Source organism: Yersinia aldovae 670-83 (assembly GCF_000834395.1).
GTDB lineage: Bacteria > Pseudomonadota > Gammaproteobacteria > Enterobacterales > Enterobacteriaceae > Yersinia > Yersinia aldovae.
The window spans coordinates 2,142,025-2,167,386 of sequence record NZ_CP009781.1; the positions used below are offsets into that span (position 1 = coordinate 2,142,025).

The following is a 25,362-nucleotide window of genomic DNA, read 5'->3' on the forward strand; positions in this document are numbered from 1 at the left end:
TGATGTACGGTGACCGTACAAATTAATAAGCAAACGGCATTTAATTCATAAAAATAAAACGCCGTTTCATATTAATCAAAAGACACAATACTTACAAGGTGACGCCACTTTTAAAGATAGCCAGTTCACGGAAGTCATTCACTTCATTGCGCGCCGGTTTGCCGTTAGCAATATCGACGATCAGATCGACAAACTCAGTCAACAGGCTGTCCATTGAGGTGCCGTGGATAAGCTTGCCCGCATCGAAATCGATCCAGTGGGGCTTTTTCGCCGCCAGCTCACTGTTGGTCGCCAGTTTCACTGTCGGTACAAAGCCACCGTAAGGTGTGCCTCGGCCAGTACTGAATAGCACCATATGGCAACCCGCCCCCGCCAACGCACTGGTGGCGACCGCATCATTACCCGGCGCACTGAGCAAGTTCAAACCAGGGCGTTGCAGGCGTTCGCCATATTTCAATACATCGACCACTTTGCTCTGACCCGCCTTCTGGGTGCAACCGAGCGATTTCTCTTCCAGTGTGGTGATACCACCGGCTTTATTGCCCGGCGATGGGTTTTCATAAATCGGTTGGTTGTGCGCAATAAAGTACTGTTTGAAGTCATTGACCATACTGACAGTCTTTTCAAAGGTTGCTTCATCGCGGCAACGGCTCATCAGAATACGTTCCGCACCGAACATTTCGGGTACTTCGGTCAATACTGAGGTGCCGCCATTAGCAATCACATAGTCGGAGAAGCGCCCCAACAGAGGGTTGGCGGTAATCCCCGATAAGCCATCGGAGCCGCCACATTCCAGACCGAATTTTAGTTCACTTAGCTTGCCCGGCACCCGAACGTCATGGCGCATCACCTGATACAGCGCATGTAAATGCTCAAGACCCGCTTCAACTTCATCATCTTGCTGCTGGCAAACCATAAAGTGCACGCGATTTTCATCAACCGGGCCTAAAGTCGTTTGGAAAACGTCTACCTGGTTGTTTTCACAACCCAAACCAATCACCAGCACCGCACCTGCATTGGGGTGGCGTACCATGTTTTGCAGCATGGTGCGGGTGTTTTCATGATCCTGACCCAACTGTGAGCAACCAAACGGGTGGCTGAACAGATAAACGCCATCAATACCTTCAGCGTCTTGCGTCTCTTTCAGGAAACGTTGTTGGATCTGACGGGCGATGCCATTCACACAACCCACCGTCGGAACTATCCACAACTCGTTACGAATGCCCACATTGCTGTTGGCACGGCGATAGATTTGCACTTCACGATCCGCCATTTGCGGTGGCAGTTCACTGAATTCTGGCTGATATTGATACTCGTCCAAATCACTCAGATTGGTTTTGGCATTCTGCGAATGGATATGTTCGCCTGCCGCTATCAGCGTTAAAGCATGGCCGATCGGCAAACCATACTTAACGATCATCTGGCCCGGCTCGATAGCCGTTAAAGCAAACTTATGACCACGAGCCACAGGTTGAGCCAGCTTGACACTGAACTCACCGGTCTCAATCACCTCATCTGCGGCCAGATCTTGCAGCGCGACAGCGACATTATCCAGCGGATGAATTTTTATAATACTTTGCATAGTTAAACCTTTAGCTATATGCCGCTACTGCCGCTCTCATTCCGCGGTCAAGAATGGTTTGCAGTTGTTCTGTCACCTGAGCCGCCAACTGTGGCACTGCGGTCAAATCCTGCCCCCAATGGTCGCGGTCAGACAGCACGCTGTTCACCAACGCCGCCAAAGTGCTGTCACCGTGTTTTACCCCATTCCATAGGGTGGAATAACGTTCCAGCCAGTGGGCATCATCTTGTAATGGGTAAGTTTGCCCATCACGCTCACCACGGTAGAAGGCGATCAGTGCTGCCAGCGCGAAAGTCAGGCGCGGCGGCAACTTGCCTTGCTGCTGCTGATAAGTAAGCAGTTGTGGCAAGATACGCGTGCGAAATTTTATCATACTATTCAATGAGATAGACAATAGCTGATGCTGAATGAACGGGTTGCGGAAACGGCTCAGTACCGCCTGAGAGAATGACAACAACTCGTCTTCCGGCAGATCCAGTACCGGAACAATTTCTTCGGTAATGGTTTTTTCCACAAAGCGGCTGATTTGTGCGTCATCCATCGTCTGGCCGACAGTATCCAGCCCCGCCAGATAAGCGACCGGTACTAATGCAGTATGAGCACCATTGAGAATGGCAACTTTGCGTTCTTTATAGGGTTTTATGTCATCAACGATACGTATATTCAGATCTAATTGATCCAGACGCAGTTCTTGCGCCAACGATTGTGGCCCTTGAATAACAAACAGATAGAAGTATTCAGCGGTATCGAGGAAGCTGTCCTGATAGCCCAGTTCAGTTTGCAAAGCAGTAACTTCGTCACGCGGATAACCGGTCACGATACGGTCTACCAATGTTGAACAGAACGTGTTGTTTTCAGTTAGCCATTGGGTGAATGCCGCCGGCAACTGCCATTGACTGGCATACCGCAGCACCAGTTCGCGCAGCGCTTCACCATTGTAATCAATCAGTTCGCAAGGCAACAGCACCCAGCCTTTATCGGCGGCACCGTCAAAATGCTCAAAACGTTCGAACAGCAGACGAGTGAGTTTGGCGGGGAAAGAACTCGGCGGTGCATCACTGAATTGATCCGCTTCATTCCAGGCAATACCGGCTTCGGTGGTATTCGAAAACATAAAGCGAATATTAGGATCACGCGCCAGCGCCAGATATTCATCGAACTGATGGTAAATATTGATTTCACGGTTAACTGAGCGGATCAGGCGGGATTCACGCACCGCTTCACCCTGCTCGTTCAAACCACGGATCACCGCAGTATATAGGCCATCCTGTGTACTGAGCGAAGGTGGGAAATCGCTATCAATTGGGCGAATCACCACGATCCCAGCATTCAGATCAGTGTGTTCATTCAGCAAGTCAATCTGCCAGTCCACAAAAGCACGCAGGAAGTTGCCTTCGCCAAATTGGATAATCTTGTCAGGATGGCTGCGGCCGGGGAAGTCGCGGCGATTCAGGGTTTGCATCAGGGTTTACCTCATAACGCCGCCGGGCGTTAAATAAACAATGAGTTAATATTATATGGGGCTGATATGCAGCCCCGTGATTATTGTTATCTATTCATCACTAAAACAGTGCGGCGATTACAGTTCGATGGCGAAATATTCCTTCGCGTTATCAAAGCAGATGTTTTTCACCATTGAACCCAGCAGCTCAATATCTGCCGGAGCCTCGCCGTCGGCCACCCAGCGGCCAATCATCTGGCATAGGATGCGGCGGAAGTATTCATGACGAGTATAAGACAAGAAGCTGCGGCTATCGGTCAGCATCCCAACAAAGCGGCTTAGTAAACCAAGTTGTGCTAATTGGGTCATTTGGCGCTGCATCCCATCTTTCTGATCGTTAAACCACCAGCCAGAACCGAACTGCATTTTCCCCGCAGCTCCCTCGCCTTGGAAGTTACCGACCATAGTGCCGATCACTTCGTTGTCGCGGGGGTTCAAGCAGTAAAGGATGGTTTTTGGCAGTGCATTGCGCAGGCCCTGTGCATCCAATAAGCGAGATAAAGGCTGTGCCAGCGGTTGGTCATTAATCGAGTCGAAACCGATATCCGGCCCTACCAGATTGAACATGCGGCTGTTGTTATTGCGCAGTGCACCAATGTGATACTGCTGAACCCATTCACGGCGGTGATACTCGCCAGACAGGAACAGCAATACTGCGGTTTTAAATTGCGCGATCTCTTGGCTAGTTGGTTGCTCTCCAGCCAAACGGCGCGCCAGGATTGCGTCTAACGTGGCTTCATCAGCTTCACCGTAAACCACGACATCCAGTGCATGGTCAGAGACTTTGCAACCGTGGGCGGCAAAGTGGTCCATACGTTTATTCAGCGCAGTACACAAATCGGCAAAGCGGCTAATTGAAGTGTCAGCGGCAGCTTCAAGACGCTGCATATAGTCGTTGAAACCGGCGGCTTCAATGTTGAAGGCTTTATCCGGACGCCAGCTTGGTAACACTTTGATATTGAAGCTGTCATCAGCGGCAATCGCTTTATGGTGGCGCAGGTCATCGATTGGATCGTCAGTGGTTCCGACCATTTTCACATTCATCTGCTGCATGATACCGCGAGCAGAGAAGCTATCCTGAGCCAGTAGTTCGTTTCCGCGCTGCCAGATTTCGTCAGCGGTAGCTGGGGACAATAACTTACCTGTAATACCAAATGGGCGGCGCAGTTCAAGATGTGTCCAATGATATAGTGGGTTGCCAATAGTGTGAGGAACCGTTGCCGCCCAAGCCTCGAACTTCTCGCGGTCACTGGCATCACCAGTACAAAAACGCTCCGCAACACCGTTAGTTCGCATTGCCCGCCATTTGTAGTGGTCACCTTTCAACCAGATGTCATACAGGTTCTTAAAACGGGTGTTTTCGGCGATCTGCTCCGGCGGTAAATGACAGTGATAATCGTAGATAGGCTGATCTTTAGCATAGTCATGGTACAGACGACGAGCGAATTCAGTGTCCAGTAAAAAGTCTTCGGTTAAAAACTGCGACATATTATGTTCCTCACATGAGTACATCTTGAGTTCTGCTTTCTTTATCGCAAAGTTATCACACCAATTTCATCTATCGTCCAGTACTTTCTTATAGAGATTGATCGCAAAAACCTAACAAAAAGAACAAATACTCAACATTTATAGTCCATATAGTCCCTTGCGGCACTAAGTCTGCTGGCTTCTATTATTCCCTAATTGAAAAGTGGTTTTTGTGATATCACTCAACTTTTAAATCTGTATGACAAGTTATTGTTGCGTCGCCCTCAGTCATCTCGTACGAATTTTCTTACTGATTGTGCAGATTTGGCCTGGATGGGAATAAGCAAGAATAAGAGTCGCTGACAGCACTGCGGCTTTAACTCGAATAAAAAGGTATTACTCAGTGTGTGGCTAGCTCATGCACAGCAATGTCGGGTGAACCAAATTGCGCCATGAAACGCCACGACAGAACGCGTTTCATAGCAGTAATCTTAGACTGGGAGAGAGTTAGAAATGGTGCGTAAAATTAAAGGCTTACGCTGGTATATGATCGCTTTGGTCACCGTCGGCACAATATTGGGTTACTTAACACGTAATGCGATTGCAGTTGCTGCACCGACGTTGCAAGAGCAGTTACATATCACAACACAGCAATATTCTTATATTATCGCTGCTTATTCAGCCGCTTACACCTTAATGCAACCAGTAGCCGGTTATATCCTGGATGTAATGGGGACGAAAGTCGGTTATGCCATGTTTGCCGTGATGTGGGCCATATTCTGTATGAGTACCGCATTAGCCAGCAGTTGGGGTGGTTTAGCTATCGCTCGTGGTGCAGTAGGTGCGGCAGAAGCGGCGATGATCCCTGCGGGTCTGAAAGCGACCAGTGAATGGTTCCCGGCAAAAGAACGTTCCATTGCCGTGGGCTACTTCAACGTAGGTTCTTCTATCGGCGGTATGATAGCGCCTCCATTAGTGGTGTGGGCAATCGTGATGCATAGCTGGCAGATGGCATTTATCATCACCGGCGTGCTCAGTCTGATTTGGGCCATTGCCTGGTTAATCCTGTACAAACACCCGAAAGACCAGAAAAAACTGTCAGATGAAGAGCGTGAGTACATCCTCAGTGGTCAGGAAGCACAGCACTCGACAGCGAACGCCAAAAAGATGTCTGCAATGCAGATTATCCGTAACCGTCAGTTCTGGGGCATTGCTATCCCACGTTTTCTGGCAGAACCTGCCTGGGGTACTTTCAATGCTTGGATCCCGCTGTTTATGTTCAAAGCTTATGGCTTTAACCTGAAAGAAATTGCGATGTTTGCCTGGATGCCAATGCTGTTTGCTGATCTGGGTTGTATTCTGGGTGGTTACCTGCCGCCTTTGTTCCAAAAACACTTCAAAGTTAATCTGATTGTTTCTCGTAAGTTAGTGGTAACAATGGGGGGGTTGCTGATGATTGGGCCAGGGACTATTGGCCTGTTTACCAGCCCTTATGCGGCTATCGCCTTGCTGTGTGTCGGCGGGTTTGCCCACCAATCCCTGTCCGGCGCACTGATCACCTTGTCCTCTGACGTCTTTGGCCGTAACGAAGTTGCCACCGCGAATGGTCTTACCGGCATGGCGGCCTGGACTGCCAGTACGTTGTTCGCTCTGGTGGTCGGGGCATTGGCCGATACGATGGGCTTCAGCCCACTGTTTGCTGCATTGGCTGTATTTGATGTGCTCGCAGTGGTGGTCATCTGGACGGTGCTACAAAACCGCCCGGCAGCAGAACCGGCCACCGATCCGGTGCAACAAACGCCAGCCGGGCAGAACTAATTCCAATCACCATAATTAAGCTATAAATGCTAGCAGCCCGGTAGACACTTACCGGGCTTTTTACTGTCTAAACGTCATCGATTTACCGCACCTTTTCCATCATAACTGTGATAGCAATAACTAGAACCCAATAGGGATAAGTGGTATAACAAGTCCTATTGTATCCCCTGCGGGATATCATGCCTTCCAGACAAAATGAGCCGCTAATTTTGCCGCCTCAATTGATCCCAAGAGCCTTAATCATGGAATTCACAGAAACCAGACGGTTGTACCAGCAATTAGCCGCAGAATTGAAACGGCGTATCGAAGCGGGTGTTTATCCGGTGGGTGATAAATTGCCAGCAGAACGCTACATTTCCGAAGAAATGAATGTCAGCCGAACCGTGGTTCGTGAAGCGATAATCATGCTGGAAGTGGAAGGTTATGTAGAAGTGCGCAAGGGTTCCGGCATCCATGTGATGTCGAATCAACAAAAACATTTGGTGATGCCCAACCAAAGCATTGAATTTGCCACCGCAGGGCCGTTTGAGCTGTTGCAGGCGCGCCAGTTGATTGAAAGCAATATTGCGGAATTCGCCGCCACGCAAGTGACCCGGCAAGATATTGTACAATTAATTGAAATTCAAAAACATGCGCGGCAGGAAGATCGTTTTCGCGACTCGCAATGGGATCTCAAATTCCACGTACAAGTGGCACTGGCAACGCAGAATACCGCGATGGCCACGATTGTCGAGAAGATGTGGAGCCAGCGGGTACATAACCCTTACTGGATTAAACTGCACGAGCACATTGATGATAAGTCGATCGAGAGCTGGTGCGAAGATCACGACCGGATCCTTGAGGCGCTGATGCGTAAAGATCCTTACGCCAGTAAGCTTGCCATGTGGCAACATCTGGAAAACACCAAGCAGATGCTGTTCCGCGCCACAACGGATGATTTTGAATTTAATGTCGATCGTTACCTGTTCACAGAGAACCCGGTGGTTCATCTCGATAACCTGATGATGAATAACAACATGGCTACCGACAGCAAAAACTGAGCGCAGCCCACTAATAGATAATCCGCAGGAAGGGAATTGGCACTATTCATTCACTTCACTGTGTGATTATCCCGCGTTACAGTCAGTAAATGTTGAGTTCTGTCAGAAAATGTCAGCCTCACGCCTGTTTTTTAAACTCTTGTTCAATAACCACCCAATAGATATCTATATTTCCCTGTTTCATATCCCGCTATTTTGCTAAAGTGGCAGTACTTTTTTATTCGGATGCTTTGGGAGCGAAACGCAAATATATGCGCTGGTTGTTTGCTCTGCTTATTGCCGTATCTTGCTGGGCCAATGCGGTCTCAGGCAAATTGCTATTGCCCGTGCATCCTCTCTCAACAGGTATGTCGTTATCTGCGCTGAGCCAGATTTCACCTGACTGCGACTCGTCAAGCCATCGCACACTGTCTTTCAGTTCGTTTCCACCCTATCTGAACCTACAAAACCAGGCCGCGCATCCTCAATTGCGCCTGCTGGGTGTTCCCGTCAAAAAAACGGCGATAAAAAACCGACTGGGTGCGACAAAATTTACCGGTTTGGTGAATCCCTCATCAGCCAATAATACCTGGCCCTGGCCCGCTGCTTATCACGGGATGTTCCATACCCGCCGGGCAGATGAAATCTATAAACAGCCGCGGCAATCACAGCCACTGCTTAACTATTCCAACTGGATATTTCATGCATCGACACAGCAAAATCGTGTGGGCGGCTGGAAAGAGAGTAATATTCAATATAGCGGGATGCTGACCTACCACCATGACGGTGTGATGAGTTCTATGTTGTTGTCGTGCTGAAGCGGCTATAACAGAAAGTGAACTTACCTTTAGATATCAGCGAATTGGTTTGCCCTGAATCCATTTATCAAAACCATCGCTAAAACACGAAACTACCGGACATCATCGTGGATCGTGTTTATAAACTAACAGATATACCCAAAGTAATTGGTGTTACAGGTAGGCTGCAAGCGAATGGTAAATTGGTTGTAAACCATTTTGAACCGCGCTGGCACAGGCCCGTAGGGTAAGGCTCAAAGAGGCTCATTAGCCCCGATAAACTTATTTATAGTAAGGTCTACTACGAGTAAGTGGTTCAGGTGAGTAAAAGCCGCTACCCCCTGTGTAGTGTCAAGTACTAAGGGCATATAACAATGACGTTTTAGGAATACCAGATGGATATCATTAAAGAACTCTTACATGCTCTGTGGGCACAAGACTATGAGACACTGGCGAACCCGTCTCTGGTTTGGGCCATCTATATCCTGCTGTTTATGATACTTTTTCTGGAAAACGGCTTGCTTCCTGCGGCTTTTTTACCGGGCGATAGTCTGCTGATTCTGGTGGGAGTGCTGATTGCAAAAGGTGCGATGAGTTTCCCTGTCACGATTGTCGTGCTAACCACCGCAGCCAGCCTCGGATGCTGGCTCAGCTATATTCAAGGGCGATGGCTGGGCAACACTAAAATTGTGCAAGGCTGGCTGGCGCATCTACCGGCCCACTACCATCAGCGTGCGCATAATTTGTTCCACCGTCATGGTTTATCGGCATTGCTGGTGGGCCGTTTTCTGGCGTTTGTGCGTACCTTGCTACCAACAATTGCCGGTCTTTCTGGCCTGAGTAATGCCCGTTTTCAATTCTTTAACTGGATGAGCGGATTACTGTGGGTATTGATTCTGACCACGATGGGCTTTGCCTTTGGCAAAACACCGGTATTCCTGAAATACGAAGACGAAGTGATGTTCTTCCTGATGTTATTGCCACTGGCATTACTGGTCATCGGACTGGTGGGTTCCTTGTATGTACTTTGGCGAAAAAAACATCCGGCCCCGGCTCAAGTCGGCGATGATAAGAACAAAGGTAACCCAGAGTGATTAACCTCAGGGACCGTATTGGTCGCCCAGTCTGGTACTATTTTCTCGTCCCAACTGCCGCTTTTTTATTGGTAGCCCTGTTGTTTACGCCGCTTATCATGTGTACCGAGAGTGCATTGAAAATCAGGCCAAACCAGCAAGGGCTGTCATTACCAGATGGGTTTTATCTATACCAACATCTTGATCAACGCGGTATCCGCATCAAGAGCATCACACCGGAGAATGAAAGTCTGGTGGTAAGTCTGGAGTCACCGGAGCAGCAGCAGAAAGCTATAGAGGCGCTGCAAGACATATTGCCAAGCGGCTATGTGATTATTTCGAGTGAATCGAAGAAACGCCAACGTCTGCTGCCCGCCTTTAGAAGTAGTATGCAAAATCTGGGGTAGCGGTCATAAAGGGGAGGACACACCTCCCATCCCTACATATTAATTCTGCTGATATCTGATTAATATATAAAAAATCCAGTGGTAAACTTGGGTATCACATAATTCAGCGCTATGATTAAACATCCACGGCAACCTGTCTCACCCTTGAATCCCGTTGTAAAAGGAAGCTCTACTATGTTGTTACGTCGTTCTCTGTTGTTGGTTTTACCGATTATTGCTTTTTGTGGCTTTGCCCAAGCTGCCGCCACTAATGAATGCGATATCAAAGCCCAAGAAATCCAACAACAGATTGATTATGCCAAACAGCATGGCAATACAAACCGCGCCGCAGGTCTGGAAACGGCGTTAAAAGAAGTGAAAAGCAATTGTACGGTGGAAAGCCTGAAAGCTGAACGGCAGAAAAAGATCAGACAAAAACAGCAAAAAGTCTCTGAGCGTCAGGAAGAGTTAAAAGAGGCTCAGCAAAAAGGCGATACCAGTAAAATTGCCAAGCAACAGAAGAAGTTAGCTGAAGCACAAGCTGAACTGAAACAAGCCAAGGCACAGAAGTAACAGCGCCAGTTTTAAGTACCGCATCACGTTCGAGCAACCGTCTTTAAATACGAGATACTTGTATTATCCGGTGAGTTTTTCGGATTTTTAACCTTTAAACTCATCAGAAAATCCGCTACGTTTGTTATTCATCTCAGTTATGTTAAGGAGCTATAACATGCCACAAGATAAAACCTCTGAACATTTACGTGCTGAACTTAAGTCACTGGCAGATACTTTGGAAGAAGTGCTGCAATCTTCAACCGACAAGCCAAAAGCTGAGTTAGAAAAATTACGCGCCAAAGCGGAAAATGCACTGAAAGATACGCGCGAGCGCTTGAGCGAAACCGGTGACAGAATCGCGGCTCAAAGCAGAGAAATTGCTGATAAAGCTGACACTTATGTTCGTGACAACCCGTGGACTGGCGTAGGTATTGGTGCTGCGGTTGGTGTGGTGTTGGGCGTTCTGTTGTCCCGTCGCTGATTATGGCAGAAATTCCTAAGGTGCAGGGCCCCGGTAAAGGGGTCCTCGATACTGTCCATCGCATTGCCACTATCGTGGTCGGGATGGTTGAAACCCGTGTCCGACTGGCCATTATTGAACTGGAAGAGGAAAAAGCAACACTGATTCAGTTGCTGATAATGGCGGGTATTACCCTGCTGTTTACCGCTTTTGGTTTAATGAGCCTACTGGTATTGGTCATCTGGGCTATTGATCCCGCCTATCGTTTAATGGCGTTAGCCACAACCACCGCGGTGTTACTATCACTGGCATTGATAGGTGTTATCTGGACACTCACCAAGGCGCGCCGCTCCACATTGCTGGGTTCTACCCGTAAGCAATTGGAAACAGACCGCGAGCTACTGGAGAAAGACCATTGAGCCGCCGCCAATTAGCACAAGAAAAGGAAGCGTTGTTACGCAAGATCCAACAGCAAAGAGAGGATCTCGCGAATAGTACTGCACATTGGATTGACGTTACCGCGCCATACGATCGTGGCTGGGCGCAGATTGTCGGTATGCGAAAATATTTGATGATTGGCTCCAGCTTAGTGGCTCTGTACGGTGTTCGTCATCCAAGCAAACTTATCCGCTGGTCCCGACGTGCAGTCAGTGCATGGGGTACTATCCAGTTGTTTCGACGGACTTTTTCTTCGCGCTAATTTGCGGTTTCTGCTTACCCATTCCCCTGTTTGTATTGCCTTACGGTTTATCGCCTTAAGGCACCGTGCGGCCCGTCGAATATCACCTCTGAGAGCTTCAACGCTGTCACTTCAGTTTTTTTGATAAAAAACGACAGTTTTACTTGCTAACAACTTCCCAACTTCTCCACTAACATTCCCTCATCAACTCTTACTTATCAACCCAGGGAGCTTGCGGGATAACACCAGCAAGTAACCAAAAAAAATTAGCGCCCGCAGATGCCAGGCATTAATACACACAAACTTTTTGGAGAAGTCTCGATGAACAAATTACAAGATACTGGCCTGTTGGTAGCACGCATTCTGATACCCATTCTGTTTATTGTGGCCGGTTACGGCAAAATGGGTGATGCCTACGCTGGCACCCAACAGTATATGCAGGCAATGGGCGTTCCCGGCTTCTTCCTGCCACTGACTATTTTGTTGGAATTTGGCGGTGGTTTGGCGATTTTGTTCGGTTTCCTGACCCGTACTACCGCACTGTTTACTGCCGGTTTCACTATTCTGACCGCGTTGATTTTCCATACTAACTTTGCGGAAAGCGTTAACCAACTGATGTTCATGAAGAATCTGACCATCGCGGGTGGTTTCATCATCCTTGCTGTTGCCGGCCCAGGTGGTTTCAGTATCGACCGCCTGCTGGGTAAGAAGTGGTAACACGGCTTTAACCCAAAGTCATTGTCGTTACAGAAAGGCAGCAAACGAATGCATCCCGATGAGCTGACTCAGGTCAGTGATTCGGGTAAACGAGATCAGCTAGCACGAAGGGGATAGAATGGGGCAGCTCATAGACGGCATGTGGAAAGACATCTGGTATGACACCCAATCTACCGGCGGCCACTTCAAACGTTCCACATCACAGTTCCGCAATTGGGTTAGCGCTGATGGTCAAGCAGGCCCGCAAGGTAACGCCGGTTTTAAAGCCGAGGCACATCGTTACCATTTATATGTTTCTCTCGCCTGCCCGTGGGCGCACCGCACCTTATTAATGCGCAGCTTGAAAGGGCTTGAATCACTGATTTCAGTATCAGTGGTGCATCCGCTGATGCAGGAGAATGGCTGGACATTCGACAGCGACTTCCCCGCAGCCACTGGCGATGAGCTGTATCAGCTTGATTATCTGTATCAACTCTATCTGCGCGCAGACCCCCATTATAGTGGGCGCGTGACAGTGCCGGTGTTATGGGATAAACAGCAGCAAACTATTGTCAGTAATGAATCTGCCGATATTATTCGCATGTTCAATAGTGCTTTCGATAGCGTAGGGGCAAAAGCGGGTGATTACTATCCGCTTGTATTACGTGGATATATTGATGACATCAATGGTTGGATTTACGATCAAGTCAATAATGGTGTTTATAAAACGGGGTTTGCTACCACGCAGAGCGCCTACGACGAAGCGGTAAATGTGTTGTTCGATGCATTGGACAAAGTAGAGCAAATTCTGGCAAAACAACGTTATCTGACCGGCAAGCAGTTAACTGAAGCCGATTTGCGTTTATGGACTACGCTGGTGCGTTTTGATTCAGTGTATGTCACGCATTTTAAGTGTGATAAGCACCGTATCAGCGATTATCACAACTTATATGGCTTTTTACGCGATATTTACCAGATAGCTGGAATCGCCGCAACGGTAGATTTTGCCCATATTCGTCATCATTACTATCGCAGCCACGGCACCATCAACCCTTACGGTATTATTTCCATCGGCCCACAGCAAGACCTGCTGGAGCCGCATGGCCGAGATACCCGTTTTGCTTAGTAACAGGTTAACACACTGTCGCCGCTCACTTATTCGCAAACAGTTTGGGGATCTCGCGCAGACACCACGACTTGGCCTCACCCATACTGTCACGCCGCCATGCCATAATAATATCGGCCTCACGGCTATATTCCGGCCCGACAACCTTTAAGCGCCCCGCTTCAATGTCTTTCTCTACCATCTCATACGGCATGGTTGCAACCCCCAGGCCCGCTAACAATGCCCGCCGCTTATCTTCAATGGTACTGACAGTGAGCCGTTGCTGTTTATCCAACAGTTGTACCGAAATAACGGGGCGCTCACGGGCCGTATCTGCCACAGCAACGGCGCGATATTTTACCCGCGTAAGCTCAGAGAGCGGCTCTGGTTCCAGATGAATGGGGTGATCCGGACTGGCAACATAAATACTGGTCACTTTATACAGTTTACGGCTGTTAATCTCCGAAGATGCGCGAAAATGCATATCTGGTGCAATCACGATATCGGCACGCCCCTGCTCTAGTCGCTCCCATGCACCGGCTAATACTTCAGTAAAAATAGACACTTGGGTATTGGCTTTAAGTGCCAATTTGTCGATAAGGGGGAACAACTTCCACGCCGGAGATAACGCCTCGCTGACGATAGTGATGTGAGTTTCCCAACCGCGTGCCAATGCCTCGGCATCCGTGGTCAGCTTATCAGCCGCCTCCAACAGCACCCTGCCGCGATCCAATAACATGCGCCCGACGTTGGTAAATTTTGTGCGATGCCCTGACCGGTCAAATAACACCACATCCAGTTCATCTTCCAACTTCTGCATGGTATAGCTCAACGCAGAAGGCACACGACCCAGCTCATCGGCCGCTGCCGCAAAACTGCCACGGCGATCAATGGCATCCATCACTCTTAATGCTTCTAACGTTAGCGCCCGATCTTTAGCCATTATTCTTCTCAATCAGGAAATTTGAATATTGCGACCAGATTAACTGGCTAACAATCCGGCGTCCAGACGATTACCATCTGTTTATCGATTAATATTGGGATAGAACAATCATGATCACATGCAGAACAGCAAAACAGTGCGGGCAAGCTGACTATGGTTGGTTTCAGGCGCGTTATACTTTCTCTTTTGGCCACTATTTTGATCCTAAATTATTAGGTTACGCTTCACTGCGCGTTTTGAATCAGGAAGTGCTGGCACCGGGTGCGGCCTTCCAACCAAAAACCTACCCACCTGTCGATATTCTGAACCTGATTTTACAAGGTGATGCAGAGTATCGGGACAGCTTGGGTAACCATGTGAGCGCTAAAACTGGTGATGTACTGCTGTTCTCCACCCAGCCCGGCGTCAGCTATAGCGAACATAATCTAAACAGTGATAAGCCATTGACCAGAATGCAATTATGGCTGAATGCTTGTCCTAAACAGGAAAATAATCCAGCTCAGCGGCTGTCATTATGTACACAACCATTACGGCTTTTGGCCTCGCCTGATGGTGAGCACGGCAGCCTGACACTGCGCCAGCAAGTATGGGTACATCATCTGGATTTAGCCGCCGGCGAACAACATACGATTCATTTGCACGGTACCAGAGCTTATCTGCAATCCATTCATGGAACCGTCGCCGTGGCAGGCCCTCAAAGCAATGAGCCACAGCGACTGACCTGCGGTGACGGCGCGTTTGTGCGAGAAGAGCAGCATCTGGTGATTAAAGCTGAAACCCCACTGCGGGCGCTGCTGATTGATTTGCCTGAGTGAATGAGGGCGGTAAATCCGGTCAATACTTAATGGGAGGAACACGAGGTTCCACCCGAGTTAACCCAGCGGGCAGATTACAATCCAGTGAGTTTTTCCAGAGCTTCAGGATAGCGCTCACCGGTTAAGGTCACTTTTGCTGCCGCACTATCAATCTCTTGCAAGTCAGCAGCGCTCAATTCTACATTTATCGCCCCCAGATTCTCTTCCAACCGATGCAAATTACGCGTACCGGGGATCGGAACAATCCACGGTTTTTGTGCCAATAACCATGCCAACGCGATTTGTGCCGGTGTCGCGCCCTTTTGCTGGGCCACTTCCTGAATCAAGCTAATCAATACCTGATTCGCTTTTAATGCCTGCGGTGTGAAGCGTGGCAGCGTGCTACGAAAATCATCACTGGCAAGCTGCGTTGACTCACTTATCTTACCGGTCAGATAGCCTTTACCCAGTGGACTATAAGGCACCAAACCAATCCCAAGCTCCTCCAACATTGGAATGATTTCCTGCTCCGGCTTTCTCCACCATAAGGAATATTCACTTTGCAATGCACTCACCGGCTGAATAGCATGGGCACGGCGAATTGTTGCCGCTCCAGCCTCGGATAGGCCAAAGTGTTTTACTTTGCCCTCTTTGATTAAATCCTGAACCGCGCCGGCCACATCTTCAATCGGCACGTTCGGATCGACGCGATGTTGATAGAACAAGTCAATAACATCGGTTTTCAAGCGCTTAAGTGACGCTTCTGCCACTCTTTTGATATGTTCTGGTCGGCTATTCAAACCGATCCATTTCGGCCCGCCGTTAGGATCGGCCTGAAAGCCAAATTTGGTGGCAATCACCACTTTGTCACGCAATGGAGCCAACGCCTCACCCAATAATTCTTCATTGGTGTAAGGCCCGTAGACCTCGGCGGTATCAAAGAATGTTACCCCCAGATCTACCGCTTTATGCAGTAAGGACGTCATCTCCTGCTTATCCGCAGCCGGGCCATAACCGAAACTCATCCCCATACAGCCTAAACCCATTGCTGATACTTCCAGATTACTGCGACCTAGTCTGCGCTTTTGCATTGTCTTTACCCCTATCGGTTGTTATTTACCATCACAAGGCATTCGCCAAATGAATATCGGTTGCAGAAAAGGTAGCAAATGCCTGGGCTGAGTATTAGAGGGATAAATGTGCATGGGTATATGAATTTAATTCATAAATATAGCTATACTCGAAAATACCATTCGCTAATCGGTCAGGCATTCCTGATGTTAAAAGAGAATTTTAACGACTTAATTTCATTTCTCATGGTGGTCACAGAACGTAGCTTCACCAAAGCGGCGGCTAAATTAGGCGTTTCGCAATCAGCGTTAAGCCACTCTATTCGCGGGCTGGAAGAGCGCCTTGAACTTCGCTTACTAACCCGAACTACCCGCAGTGTCGCGCCAACCGAAGCAGGGGAAAGGCTGGCAAACAGCCTTGGGCCACGTTTTGCCGAAATTGAAAGTGAACTGGATGCGTTAAGTGAAATGCGCGCCCGGCCCGCAGGTAACATCCGCATCACCGCCGGAGAACATGCTGTCGATTCAATTCTCTGGCCAGTGCTGAAATCATTCCTGGTGGAATATTCTGATATTAATGTGGAAATCACGGTGGATAACACCTTAACCGACATTGTGACTGGCCGCTTTGATGCAGGTATCCGCCTTGGAGAACAAGTCGCAAAAGATATGATTGCGGTGCGAATTGGCGCGGACATGAGTATGGCCGTCGTTGGCTCACCATCATATCTGGCTAAATACGACATCCCTGTCACACCGGCTGATTTGCAGAATCACCGTTGCATCAATATGCGCCTGCCAACGATGGGTGGCCTATATGCATGGGAATTTGAAAAAGCGGGCAGAGAGCTAAAAGTGCGAGTCGACGGACAACTGACGTTTAATAGTTTACGACAACGTATTGACGCCGCAACCATCGGTTTTGGCCTAACAATGGTGCCAGCAGACACGGTAAAAACAGAGATTGCCGATGGCAGTTTAATCAGAGTACTGGAGGAGTGGTGTGAACCGTTCCCCGGTTATTACCTCTATTATCCAAGCCGCAGACAACACACCACCGCATTTTCGTTGTTTGTCGACGCCTTACGTTATCAGTGTTAATCCAAACAAAAACCCCGCCGAAGCGGGGTTTTATGGAATGAGTGGAGTTGACCGGTAAGGAAGCCAGCCAAAGAAAAGGCCGTTTCCAGCTTAATTTTCAAGTAGTTAAAGGTCTTAGTGTATCTCTGCTTGTATCCCATCATAGTACTATCTCACATGCTGAGAATGAAAATACAGCTACTGTTTGCACCCCTTCAGAAAGGGCCACATATAGATATTTTGTATTAATGCCTTGGCCTTGTATGTCAAAGAGTAGACGGTGGCCAGCCTCACAACCTTTAATTACCCAAGTCACACACTATTGGCGATAATGGCTTTACTACTGCGCTAAATTTTGCAGTTGGGATATAGCCAGAGAAGTAAGCAGTAACTAATGGTAAGTATTAATAAGAATGTCTTAATAAAATAGGCCAAATCTTATCTATATCCTGATTTAACTCAAGTTTAGGAAAGCTGTTACTGTCATTTGTGCAATAATTGTTGTAATTTCATAAATTCACTCATGATATAATGGAATTGAAATGGCGAATTTAATTTATCTAACACTCAAGGGAAAGAAGCAGGGTCTTATATCTGCGGGGTGTTCTTCTCTCGATTCAATAGGAAATAAATGCCAAACTGATCATGTTAATGAAATACTGATATATAGCCTGAGCCACTCTATAACTAGAGAGCAGAATTCCAGCCATCACCCGGTCATTATCCAAAAGCCTATCGATAAATCATCCCCGCTGTTAGGTGTTGCCATTTCGGATAATGAATCTCTGGATTGCGCTTTTAATTTTTACCGCACTAATCCCAATGGCACCTGGAGCTGTATTACACATTGCAACTCACCGATGCCACCATTACCGAGCTATCAGTATTCTATCCCCATTCACTGACACATAACGAATCCCAGCCGCAAGAGAATGTTGCTTTCAAATACAAGAGTATTATCTGGAATCATCATGCCGCCGGCACCAGTGGCTATAGTCTGTGGGAAGATAGAGTTTCCTAAGCGACAGGCTTATTTCAGGGGCAGAAAATGAGAATTATTGACTTACGATGTCAGAAGTTATCGACAAACTATTATGATTTGATCATGTCACCTTCAGTCGCTAAAAGGCTACTGTTAAGAGAATACAGTCTGTGCCAAACACCGGGTGTTACATTTGGCCCATTGCCAGGCTACACATTAACGGCTGGCCCATCGAGCAGTCAGAGCTGTGGTGGCTTAGACCCCCTATTTCAACTTATCAACTCTGGTTATATCGTCGTTGTAAGTCAAAACATTCCGTGGAGCTATAGAGATAATCCTTTCTTGATAGTTGAGGACCGATCTCTGGTTCAGATCGGAACCTCTGAAGGGTTTTCTGGTAAAGATTACATAATCCAGAAATACAACGCCCAAGTAGCTATTTCTGGCATCCCGGAAAGATCAACAAATACCGCCGGTCAAATGCCACAAACTCCTCAATATGGGCCAGGGCATTGGGTCACGATAGATAACAATAAACGAGGTCTGAGAAATACCGGCATTATGGCCCTTAACCGGTTATTTAGTGTCGGGGAAGAAGGACGGTTTTTTGGCTCTGATGGAAAAGATCTGATGCATACCGTACAAGATAAAATACAAGAATGGCGACCGATCCCCACAGGAACTGCATATAGCATTGCCTCGCGCTCTGTTATTAGAAAATACGGAGAGATACGAAAGATAAAGCAAAATTATCTTGAAGGTGATGATAATTGGCAAGTTGAAGGGAAGTCTTGGCACTGGCAACCGGTACAAATGGATGATGAATATGAATTTCAGAAATAAAGTGTTCCTGCTATGGGGGATAATGGATACCTATTATATTTTAAGGTTTATATACGTCAGTGTGTTTGACGGTAGAATACCTATATACAGCGATATAAAAAATTTCATTTTTTTAGGAGGAGATGAACATATTGAATATATTATTTTTTTCTCATGTTCGATGCTACTCACATTGTCTACAATAGTCACTGCGTATTTGTTCCTAAAGAAAAGCAAATATGCCATCACCGTAGCATGGATTCAAGAGCCATTTCGCCTATTCTTAGTCGTTCCATCCATATCACTCATTCCTACATTCCTCTCAATTACTGGGTTGCAAATAATAGTTCTAAACGTGTTCCTGCTATTGTCCTCTGAGTTTTTGAAATGCTACACACTGCTTAAAGCGAGGAAATTGTAACGTCATAACTCGGGGTGGATATTTATCCCCCTTTGAGTAATAGAACGCCACAATTTATCTCAGTACATGCCAAAGATGATTTAAAAAACGGTTATCTGGTAAACGAAAGTAGAGGTAGAAAGTACTATTGCGGTGGAACATATAAGGAAGAGAACAAAAGTTGATGTATCCCATCCTGTATCCCACTTAATATGAAATGCAGACAGGACATACCAATTCATTGTTTTTAAAAAGGAGTGGAGTTGACCGGTAAGCCGCTTTCTTTTGGTGAAAAGCGTCGTGGACAGTCATTTCTCTCAACCATATATCACATAAACAAAACCCCGCCGAAGCGGGGTTTTGCGAAATGAGTGGAGTTGACCGGTAAGCCGCTTTCTTTTGGTGAAAAGCGTCGTGGACAGTCATTCCTCTCAACCATATATCACATAAACAAAACCCCGCCGAAGCGGGGTTTTATGGAATGAGTGGAGTTGACCGGTAAGGCAACTAGCCAAATGAAAGGCCGTTTCCCGCTGCATTTACACGTAGTTAAAGGTTAGTGTGTATCTCAGTTTGTATCCCATTTTATAGATAACTAGGCGCTGTCGCTAGGGCTTCCTCGGCTCTGCTAACTGTATCCAAATTATTCTACTAGATATGTAGTTAAAGGAACTTGAGGATAGGTCACTCGTACTATGCAATACGTTTTATCGCTAAATAATGCTAATGAGTTATTTAGCTTTTATGTGACTTATAGTCCGTGGACTCATAGTCATCATAAAACTAATCATGTCTCTCACATTTATGGGAGACTGAGATGTCAGAAGAGAAGATCCTTAAGGCCTTTGGCAGAAAGCTTAACAGTCTAAGAATAGAACGAAAGTTGAGTCAGGAAAAAATAGCTGAACTTGCTCAACTCGATCGTACTTACATTAGTTCTGTTGAGCGTGGTCGGCGTAATATTAGCCTTCTGAATATTTACAAACTGGCAACAGCGTTGGATGTTTCGCCAGACAGTCTCCTAGCCAATCTAGGAGATTACAATGAGTAGTAGCACTCTTGATGATGCATATTCATTCTATGCCAATCACATCTATGATGAAGAAATAATCAATTTACTTCAACAACATAATCTTAAGGTTGCAGGCCATGTTCCTTCAGTTATCTGGGAGCTTTTTGGCTCAATACTTACAGGAAGAAAAGGTAACGGTATAACAGGGGCCGATCTTCAGGGATGGGAAGTTAAATCTTCTACTTGGGGTGGTTCTTTTGAGTACCAGTACCACTTGAACACTGGAGAGCATAAACTTCATGAAGACTGTGTCGTTAATCATCTATTCTGTTCTTATTCGCCAGATTATCGAGAGGTCGTAGTCAAAGTAATTCCAGGCCCTGAGTTAAAAGAAAGGTTTTTTGACGTTTGGCTTCCAGAGTATCTAACTAATTATGATAGAACGGCATTAAGTACCGCTAGGCGTCAGCGCTTTAGAAAAGCGATTCCGTTTGGCTTTGTACAGCAAAATGGACGTACGCTCTTAGAGGTTAGGGGTGGTATTATGTACAGTAAAAATGATAGTCTCTTGGAAGAGTTCAATCGCTTGGTAATATAGTTGGATATGAAATTTGCAGAGTTTTTTGCCGGGGTAGGCCTTATACGTGAAGGTCTATCAAGTTCAGGATGGAAATGCGTGTGGGCCAACGATATTTCAGCTGATAAAATGGCTACTTACGTGGCTAACTATGGTGAAGAACATTTTCATTTAGAAGACATATGGAAAGTAGCAGCTAACCCGGGCGCAATTCTCCCTGAAGGAGTTTTCTTATACACGGCCTCGTTTCCTTGTACTGATTTATCTGTTGCTGGAGCTAGAGCTGGGCTAGCGGGAGTGGAGTCTGGGACTCTTAATGCATTACTCAAGATTCTCGAGTATAAGCAGTCTGTTGGGGATTCCCCGAAGGTCGTGATGCTTGAAAATGTAAGTGGTTTTCTTACTTCACATAATGGAAATGATGTTGCCGAAACTGTAAGGGCTTTATCAAACCTCAATTATATCGTTGATATTATAGAACTAGATGCAGCTTTGTTCACCCCTCAAAGTAGACCACGGGTTTTTGTGATTGCAGTTCTTAGAGATATTGCTTCATCAGTAATGCATATTAAGCAGACAGATAATATTTTCGATGCTTGGTGGCAAAAATTTGATGAACAACCTAGCTTACGTTCGAATAAACTGAAGAGAATAATAGCTTCAAACGAAGGGCTTAACTGGGGATTGATTGACGTCCCTCTTCCAGCCCAAAGAACAAGCGAACTCGCTGATATTATTGATATTGATATCCAAGACGATTCAAAATTATGGTGGAATGAAACTCGTAAACAACATCTTTATTCCCAGATGAACCCCAATCATCAAGCAAAACTATCAGTCATGATACAAAGCTCATCTTATGTCTACGGGACGGTTTTCCGTAGGATGCGTGCTGGTTCATCTATGGCTGAGTTGAGAACTGATGGTGTAGCTGGCTGCCTTAGAACCCCAAGAGGAGGATCGAGCAAACAAATTTTAGTGAGAGCTGGAGGAGGCTCTTGGGATGTAAGGCTCCTAACCCCCAGAGAATACGCAAGGTTACAGGGTGTACGTGATACTTTCCTGCTACCCGATAATCTTAATAAAGGCTATTTTGCGATGGGTGATGCTGTATGTGTTCCTGCTATTGAGCATCTCTCAAAATATGTTTTATTGCCTCTATTTAAGAGTATCCAATAGGTATTGTGTCGGTCAGTGGTTATGTATTTTTGATAAAAAAGTAGTCAATAAAAACGGCCCCCAGCGCTGACGTTCTCCCAAACCCACTACAAATTTGAAGGAAATAACTCAGTGTCGCTAAGCAGTTTTCATAGAGTATAAAACCTAGCTCCGATCTTTCTCAAATATCACCCATCATCTGTCTCAGATACTGAAGTTGGTAGTTCACCCTAGGAACTACGGGAGAAATTTGTGGCGGTGCCGCAGCGGAGGTTTACAGGTACACAATGAAAGACTTTCGCTAAAAAGGTTCTAAGGGGAAGCTGGGGCCTAAGCCCCAACTTTGAAGAGAGCGTTCATAATTCTGTGTCACGTTAAAAAATCATTACAACGTAATCACTTTATCGAGGCGGCCTTCAAAATAAATCGCCAACTGGGACAATGTCAAATTCCAGCTCTGGATCGGCATTGTCCATTTTTCCTGCGCATTCATTAATCCCAGATACAGTAATTTCAACAGACTGTTTTCATTCGGGAACGCGCCTTTCGTTTTTGTTAGTTTTCTGAACTGGCGATGCACCGATTCAATGGCGTTTGTCGTGTAAATGACCTTGCGGATCGTTGCCGGATATCGGAAGTAACACGACAGATTGGCCCATTTTCTCCGCCACGACTGAAGTCCCACTGGATATTGTTGGCCCCATTTTTCTTCCAGTTCGTCCAGTGCGATTTCCGCTGCCTCTTTTGATACCGCACGATAAACTGGCTTTAAATCAACCATAAATACCTTGTGATGCTTCGATGCGACATATTTTATCGAGTTACGGATCTGGTGGATGACGCACAACTGAACTTCTGTATCGGGGTAAATGCTGTTTATCGCTTCCGGGAACCCTGTCAGACCATCCACACAGGCAATCAGAATATCGTTCACACCACGATTTTGTAGATCGGCCAGTACCGACAGCCAGAAATTAGCGCCTTCACTTTCAGACAGATACAGGCCCAGTATCTCTTTTTTGCCTTCCAGATTCAGGGCGAGAACAGTGTAGACCGCTTTGCTCTGATAACGCCCGTCTTCGCGGATTTTATAGTGGATAGCATCCAACCAGACGAAGGGGTATACCGCTTCCAGCGGGCGTTGTTGCCACTGTTTCAGCTCAGGAATAACTTTATCGGTGACCGCGCTGATGGTGGCACTGGACACGCTGAAAGCATATAAATCCTCAATTTCCTGGCTGATATCTTTGTAGCTCATGCCAAGTGCGAACATACGGATGATCTTGCGCTCGATCTCATCGGAAAGTGTGGTCTGGTGCTTCTTCACCAACTGAGGTTCAAAAGTACCATTGCGATCGCGGGGCGTGGCCAGTTCAAAGCTGCCAGTGGGTGTTTTAACGGTCTTTTTGCCTGAGCCGTTTTTACGGTTGGCTTCAACGTCCTGAGCCAGATGCGAATCGAGTTCAGCAGCTAATGCAGCTTCGGTTAACTGTTTGATTAATGGCGTTAAGATGCCATTTTTCCCGGTTAATGCCTGACCGGACTGGAGTGCCTTAAGCGCTTTGTCGAAATCGAAGGGTTGGGACATGTGTCATTCCTTTTTGATTGCATATTACTGGAATGACACAGAATTTCTAACACTCCCGGCTGGTAGTTGCCCCAGTAAGAAGATATTTCGTTAGACTTTTATTATCAAATCCATTCGATACTATCGACTACAGACAATAGGGCAGATAGTTCAAATGTAGTGGTATACACTTGTGTTTGCCCAATCTTAGAATGCTCGTGCCCAACGACTTGCTGAATAAGGTTAACATTCCCGACTTTACTCTGTGCGTTCGTTATAAATGTGTGCCTTAGGCTATGCACGACCCTTCGATTACCCTTAAAACTCACAGGGGGAATTTTAAGGCGATCCCTAATCTGGATAAATGTTTTGCTGATTCGGTTCACATAACCAATTTCAGGAAAAAGATCATTGATTTGGCTTTTGGTTTTTCTACTTTCAACGAAACCTAGAAAGCCCCAATCTACTAGCTTACGATGTAAAGGAATACTCCGAATCCCAGCTTCAGTTTTGCTTTCTTTTATATATATGAAATAGCGTTGGGAATCATCATCAAACTTAATATCCTCCGCATTTAACTTTGCTATTTCTCCCCTACGTGCACCAGTGTAGGATAATAATAAAAACACCCATTTCTCCCAACCAGATAGGCTCAGGAAATGAGTTACGAGCTTTGCCATTTCCTTACGAGAGTACGAACCATAACTTTGACTTTTTGCAGGATACCTAACATTCGTCGTTGGTGAGCTAGTTAAGACATCAACTTCCCGTGTCAAATAACCTGAAAAAAATGACTGACATACTTTCAAATACCCATTAACAGATCTAGAGGAAATCAAATCCTCCTCAGGAATATCTGTATCAAGACATTCCTGAAATGACATATTCCTGTACTTCCCTTTATTCCTCTGCGGTAAGGACTCCGCTATATCCAGCATATCGATTATATTTCTCTTGGTAATTGATACCACCCGTGTTTCAGCCCCAAGTGCAAATTTTATGAACTCAAAATTCGCTTCATTATCTTTTTGGGTTTTAAGTGTCCATTTCTTCTTCTGTGAGGTAAATGCTACAAAATCATTCCAAGCCTCAACCAAGGTAAGCTGATTCTCGCTGTTGGAACCGTCAGCCATTGGTGCAGTGATATAAATAGGAACATTAAGTGTTGGAGGTTTTAAAGACTGAACAATATCGTCATAGTCTTTTAGGTTCCTGCTGAAAAAAGCAGTTCTGGCATCCTGCCATTGTTTGAGGAAATAGTCGTACTGTACAGATGCTTCCGTAAGCTGATTTTCCATTCCAGTTACATCAAATTGAGCACTGAAATAATCGGTTATATGATCATTGGAAAATGGTTTAGCTCCATTGTAAAGAGTATCATCTAGGTGCTCTCCTGCGAACTCTGAGAATCCTTTAGCTAAATCGACGGGTATTGGCTTACATCCAGAAGTAGACTCTTCCCTAGCCTCAAATTTGGTCCTACGGGCTTCTTCATAGATTTCTGTTTGAACTTCTAGTAGATAATCATCAATATCATTTTGCGTTAACTGTCTCATTTTTCTCACAATCGTCTGTAACTGGCTGTTTTCTATCCTACCAAGTTTCAGCAATGAAATGAAAAACATCAGTCTGGATGTGAGAAATCTCGCCCTTTTTATCTCAGTACATGCCAAAGATGATTTAAAAAAGCGGTTATCTGGTAAACGAAAGTAGAGGTAGAAAGTACCATTGCGACGGAACGTATAAGGAAGAGAACAAAAGTTGATGTATCCCATCATGTATCCCACTCAATGTGAAATGCAGACGGGACACACCAACT

Annotated in this window: 24 protein-coding genes and 1 pseudogene; 18 read left to right on the forward strand and 7 right to left on the reverse strand. The window is 46.3% G+C overall.

Annotation, left to right across the window (positions count from 1 at the left end):
* Window positions 1-91: 91 nt before the first annotated feature.
* The 3 genes from AT01_RS09755 to uxaC form a co-directional block, all read right to left on the reverse strand.
* A complete protein-coding gene (locus AT01_RS09755; protein ID WP_042547014.1) occupies window positions 92-1,582 on the reverse strand; it encodes a UxaA family hydrolase in 1,491 nt (496 codons plus the stop codon).
* A gap of 10 nt (window positions 1,583-1,592) precedes the next feature.
* Window positions 1,593-3,044 carry a tagaturonate reductase gene (locus AT01_RS09760; protein WP_042547015.1) on the reverse strand — a complete coding sequence of 484 codons (1,452 nt, stop codon included), beginning with the start codon at window positions 3,042-3,044 and terminating at the stop codon, window positions 1,593-1,595.
* 117 nt (window positions 3,045-3,161) lie between these two features.
* On the reverse strand, window positions 3,162-4,571 hold the full coding sequence (gene uxaC, locus AT01_RS09765) for a glucuronate isomerase (protein ID WP_042547016.1): 1,410 nt from the start codon (window positions 4,569-4,571) through the stop codon (window positions 3,162-3,164).
* A gap of 492 nt (window positions 4,572-5,063) precedes the next feature.
* On the opposite strand from uxaC, the gene AT01_RS09770 reads away from it, so the two are divergent.
* The 11 genes from AT01_RS09770 (at window position 5,064) to AT01_RS09820 (ending at window position 13,159) form a co-directional block, all read left to right on the forward strand.
* Window positions 5,064-6,368 (forward strand): MFS transporter, encoded by a 1,305-nt coding sequence (locus AT01_RS09770; RefSeq protein ID WP_042547017.1) that lies wholly within the window; start codon window positions 5,064-5,066, stop codon window positions 6,366-6,368.
* 242 nt (window positions 6,369-6,610) lie between these two features.
* The gene (gene exuR / locus AT01_RS09775) at window positions 6,611-7,408 is read left to right on the forward strand and encodes a transcriptional regulator ExuR (protein ID WP_042547018.1); all 798 of its coding nucleotides are present in this window, start codon (window positions 6,611-6,613) and stop codon (window positions 7,406-7,408) included.
* A 251-nt stretch (window positions 7,409-7,659) separates the two neighbouring features.
* Entirely contained in the window at window positions 7,660-8,205 is a 546-nt protein-coding gene (locus tag AT01_RS09780; protein ID WP_042547019.1) for a hypothetical protein, read from the forward strand.
* Between the two features lie 374 nt (window positions 8,206-8,579).
* A complete protein-coding gene (locus tag AT01_RS09785; protein ID WP_004705297.1) occupies window positions 8,580-9,278 on the forward strand; it encodes a DedA family protein in 699 nt (232 codons plus the stop codon).
* On the forward strand, window positions 9,275-9,664 hold the full coding sequence (mzrA, locus tag AT01_RS09790; protein WP_042547020.1) for an EnvZ/OmpR regulon moderator MzrA: 390 nt from the start codon (window positions 9,275-9,277) through the stop codon (window positions 9,662-9,664). The genes AT01_RS09785 and mzrA overlap by 4 nt, the downstream gene beginning before the upstream one ends.
* 174 nt (window positions 9,665-9,838) lie before the next feature.
* Window positions 9,839-10,216, forward strand: a complete 378-nt coding sequence (locus AT01_RS09795) for a DUF1090 domain-containing protein (RefSeq protein ID WP_042547021.1) — start codon at window positions 9,839-9,841, stop codon at window positions 10,214-10,216.
* 157 nt (window positions 10,217-10,373) lie between these two features.
* Window positions 10,374-10,679, forward strand: coding sequence for a DUF883 family protein (locus tag AT01_RS09800; RefSeq protein WP_004705304.1), 306 nt, complete (start codon window positions 10,374-10,376; stop codon window positions 10,677-10,679).
* Between the two features lie 2 nt (window positions 10,680-10,681).
* Window positions 10,682-11,077, forward strand: coding sequence for a phage holin family protein (locus AT01_RS09805; protein ID WP_004705306.1), 396 nt, complete (start codon window positions 10,682-10,684; stop codon window positions 11,075-11,077).
* Window positions 11,074-11,358: a YqjK-like family protein gene (locus tag AT01_RS09810; protein ID WP_042547022.1), complete on the forward strand. Its 285-nt coding sequence runs from the start codon at window positions 11,074-11,076 to the stop codon at window positions 11,356-11,358. The genes AT01_RS09805 and AT01_RS09810 overlap by 4 nt, the downstream gene beginning before the upstream one ends.
* A gap of 300 nt (window positions 11,359-11,658) precedes the next feature.
* Window positions 11,659-12,054: a DoxX family protein gene (locus AT01_RS09815; protein ID WP_042547023.1), complete on the forward strand. Its 396-nt coding sequence runs from the start codon at window positions 11,659-11,661 to the stop codon at window positions 12,052-12,054.
* Between the two features lie 118 nt (window positions 12,055-12,172).
* A complete protein-coding gene (locus AT01_RS09820) occupies window positions 12,173-13,159 on the forward strand; it encodes a glutathione S-transferase family protein (RefSeq protein WP_042547024.1) in 987 nt (328 codons plus the stop codon).
* A gap of 25 nt (window positions 13,160-13,184) precedes the next feature.
* Here AT01_RS09820 and AT01_RS09825 read toward each other — a convergent pair whose 3' ends face one another.
* Window positions 13,185-14,081, reverse strand: a complete 897-nt coding sequence (locus AT01_RS09825; RefSeq protein WP_042547025.1) for a LysR family transcriptional regulator — start codon at window positions 14,079-14,081, stop codon at window positions 13,185-13,187.
* Between the two features lie 110 nt (window positions 14,082-14,191).
* Here AT01_RS09825 and AT01_RS09830 point away from each other — a divergent pair, with 110 nt between their 5' ends.
* Window positions 14,192-14,896, forward strand: coding sequence for a pirin family protein (locus AT01_RS09830; RefSeq protein ID WP_042547026.1), 705 nt, complete (start codon window positions 14,192-14,194; stop codon window positions 14,894-14,896).
* Between the two features lie 74 nt (window positions 14,897-14,970).
* Here the strand turns inward: AT01_RS09830 and AT01_RS09835 are convergent, their stop codons facing one another.
* A complete protein-coding gene (locus AT01_RS09835) occupies window positions 14,971-15,966 on the reverse strand; it encodes an aldo/keto reductase (RefSeq protein WP_042547027.1) in 996 nt (331 codons plus the stop codon).
* Between the two features lie 186 nt (window positions 15,967-16,152).
* Here AT01_RS09835 and AT01_RS09840 point away from each other — a divergent pair, with 186 nt between their 5' ends.
* The 6 genes and pseudogenes from AT01_RS09840 (at window position 16,153) to AT01_RS09865 (ending at window position 21,997) form a co-directional block, all read left to right on the forward strand.
* The gene (locus tag AT01_RS09840; protein ID WP_042547028.1) at window positions 16,153-17,046 is read left to right on the forward strand and encodes a LysR family transcriptional regulator; all 894 of its coding nucleotides are present in this window, start codon (window positions 16,153-16,155) and stop codon (window positions 17,044-17,046) included.
* Window positions 17,047-17,567: 521 nt separating this feature from the next.
* A pseudogene (locus tag AT01_RS20755) lies at window positions 17,568-18,046 on the forward strand (Hcp family type VI secretion system effector).
* A 27-nt stretch (window positions 18,047-18,073) separates the two neighbouring features.
* Entirely contained in the window at window positions 18,074-18,850 is a 777-nt protein-coding gene (locus AT01_RS09845) for a hypothetical protein (RefSeq protein ID WP_042547029.1), read from the forward strand.
* 1,196 nt (window positions 18,851-20,046) lie between these two features.
* The gene (locus tag AT01_RS09855) at window positions 20,047-20,280 is read left to right on the forward strand and encodes a helix-turn-helix domain-containing protein (protein ID WP_042547031.1); all 234 of its coding nucleotides are present in this window, start codon (window positions 20,047-20,049) and stop codon (window positions 20,278-20,280) included.
* Entirely contained in the window at window positions 20,273-20,839 is a 567-nt protein-coding gene (locus AT01_RS09860; RefSeq protein WP_042547032.1) for a hypothetical protein, read from the forward strand. The genes AT01_RS09855 and AT01_RS09860 overlap by 8 nt, the downstream gene beginning before the upstream one ends.
* Window positions 20,840-20,845: 6 nt before the next feature.
* A complete protein-coding gene (locus tag AT01_RS09865) occupies window positions 20,846-21,997 on the forward strand; it encodes a DNA cytosine methyltransferase (RefSeq protein WP_071841509.1) in 1,152 nt (383 codons plus the stop codon).
* A gap of 364 nt (window positions 21,998-22,361) precedes the next feature.
* Here the strand turns inward: AT01_RS09865 and AT01_RS09870 are convergent, their stop codons facing one another.
* Window positions 22,362-23,564 carry an IS256 family transposase gene (locus AT01_RS09870; RefSeq protein WP_042547033.1) on the reverse strand — a complete coding sequence of 401 codons (1,203 nt, stop codon included), beginning with the start codon at window positions 23,562-23,564 and terminating at the stop codon, window positions 22,362-22,364.
* A gap of 104 nt (window positions 23,565-23,668) precedes the next feature.
* Entirely contained in the window at window positions 23,669-25,321 is a 1,653-nt protein-coding gene (locus tag AT01_RS22275; protein ID WP_235427276.1) for a tyrosine-type recombinase/integrase, read from the reverse strand.
* Window positions 25,322-25,362: the final 41 nt, after the last annotated feature.

What these genes read in the sequence shown, in the direction of transcription:
- AT01_RS09755 (WP_042547014.1), bottom strand. Translation starts at nt 1,582, where the DNA reads ATGCAAAGTATTATAAAAATTCATCCGCTGGATAATGTCGCTGTCGCG.
- AT01_RS09760 (WP_042547015.1), bottom strand. Translation starts at nt 3,044, where the DNA reads ATGCAAACCCTGAATCGCCGCGACTTCCCCGGCCGCAGCCATCCTGAC.
- uxaC (WP_042547016.1), bottom strand. Translation starts at nt 4,571, where the DNA reads ATGTCGCAGTTTTTAACCGAAGACTTTTTACTGGACACTGAATTCGCT.
- AT01_RS09770 (WP_042547017.1), top strand. Translation starts at nt 5,064, where the DNA reads ATGGTGCGTAAAATTAAAGGCTTACGCTGGTATATGATCGCTTTGGTC.
- exuR (WP_042547018.1), top strand. Translation starts at nt 6,611, where the DNA reads ATGGAATTCACAGAAACCAGACGGTTGTACCAGCAATTAGCCGCAGAA.
- AT01_RS09780 (WP_042547019.1), top strand. Translation starts at nt 7,660, where the DNA reads ATGCGCTGGTTGTTTGCTCTGCTTATTGCCGTATCTTGCTGGGCCAAT.
- AT01_RS09785 (WP_004705297.1), top strand. Translation starts at nt 8,580, where the DNA reads ATGGATATCATTAAAGAACTCTTACATGCTCTGTGGGCACAAGACTAT.
- AT01_RS09795 (WP_042547021.1), top strand. Translation starts at nt 9,839, where the DNA reads ATGTTGTTACGTCGTTCTCTGTTGTTGGTTTTACCGATTATTGCTTTT.
- AT01_RS09800 (WP_004705304.1), top strand. Translation starts at nt 10,374, where the DNA reads ATGCCACAAGATAAAACCTCTGAACATTTACGTGCTGAACTTAAGTCA.
- AT01_RS09805 (WP_004705306.1), top strand. Translation starts at nt 10,682, where the DNA reads ATGGCAGAAATTCCTAAGGTGCAGGGCCCCGGTAAAGGGGTCCTCGAT.
- AT01_RS09815 (WP_042547023.1), top strand. Translation starts at nt 11,659, where the DNA reads ATGAACAAATTACAAGATACTGGCCTGTTGGTAGCACGCATTCTGATA.
- AT01_RS09820 (WP_042547024.1), top strand. Translation starts at nt 12,173, where the DNA reads ATGGGGCAGCTCATAGACGGCATGTGGAAAGACATCTGGTATGACACC.
- AT01_RS09825 (WP_042547025.1), bottom strand. Translation starts at nt 14,081, where the DNA reads ATGGCTAAAGATCGGGCGCTAACGTTAGAAGCATTAAGAGTGATGGAT.
- AT01_RS09830 (WP_042547026.1), top strand. Translation starts at nt 14,192, where the DNA reads ATGATCACATGCAGAACAGCAAAACAGTGCGGGCAAGCTGACTATGGT.
- AT01_RS09835 (WP_042547027.1), bottom strand. Translation starts at nt 15,966, where the DNA reads ATGCAAAAGCGCAGACTAGGTCGCAGTAATCTGGAAGTATCAGCAATG.
- AT01_RS09840 (WP_042547028.1), top strand. Translation starts at nt 16,153, where the DNA reads ATGTTAAAAGAGAATTTTAACGACTTAATTTCATTTCTCATGGTGGTC.
- AT01_RS09845 (WP_042547029.1), top strand. Translation starts at nt 18,074, where the DNA reads ATGAGAATTATTGACTTACGATGTCAGAAGTTATCGACAAACTATTAT.
- AT01_RS09855 (WP_042547031.1), top strand. Translation starts at nt 20,047, where the DNA reads ATGTCAGAAGAGAAGATCCTTAAGGCCTTTGGCAGAAAGCTTAACAGT.
- AT01_RS09860 (WP_042547032.1), top strand. Translation starts at nt 20,273, where the DNA reads ATGAGTAGTAGCACTCTTGATGATGCATATTCATTCTATGCCAATCAC.
- AT01_RS09865 (WP_071841509.1), top strand. Translation starts at nt 20,846, where the DNA reads ATGAAATTTGCAGAGTTTTTTGCCGGGGTAGGCCTTATACGTGAAGGT.
- AT01_RS09870 (WP_042547033.1), bottom strand. Translation starts at nt 23,564, where the DNA reads ATGTCCCAACCCTTCGATTTCGACAAAGCGCTTAAGGCACTCCAGTCC.
- AT01_RS22275 (WP_235427276.1), bottom strand. Translation starts at nt 25,321, where the DNA reads ATGATGGGATACATCAACTTTTGTTCTCTTCCTTATACGTTCCGTCGC.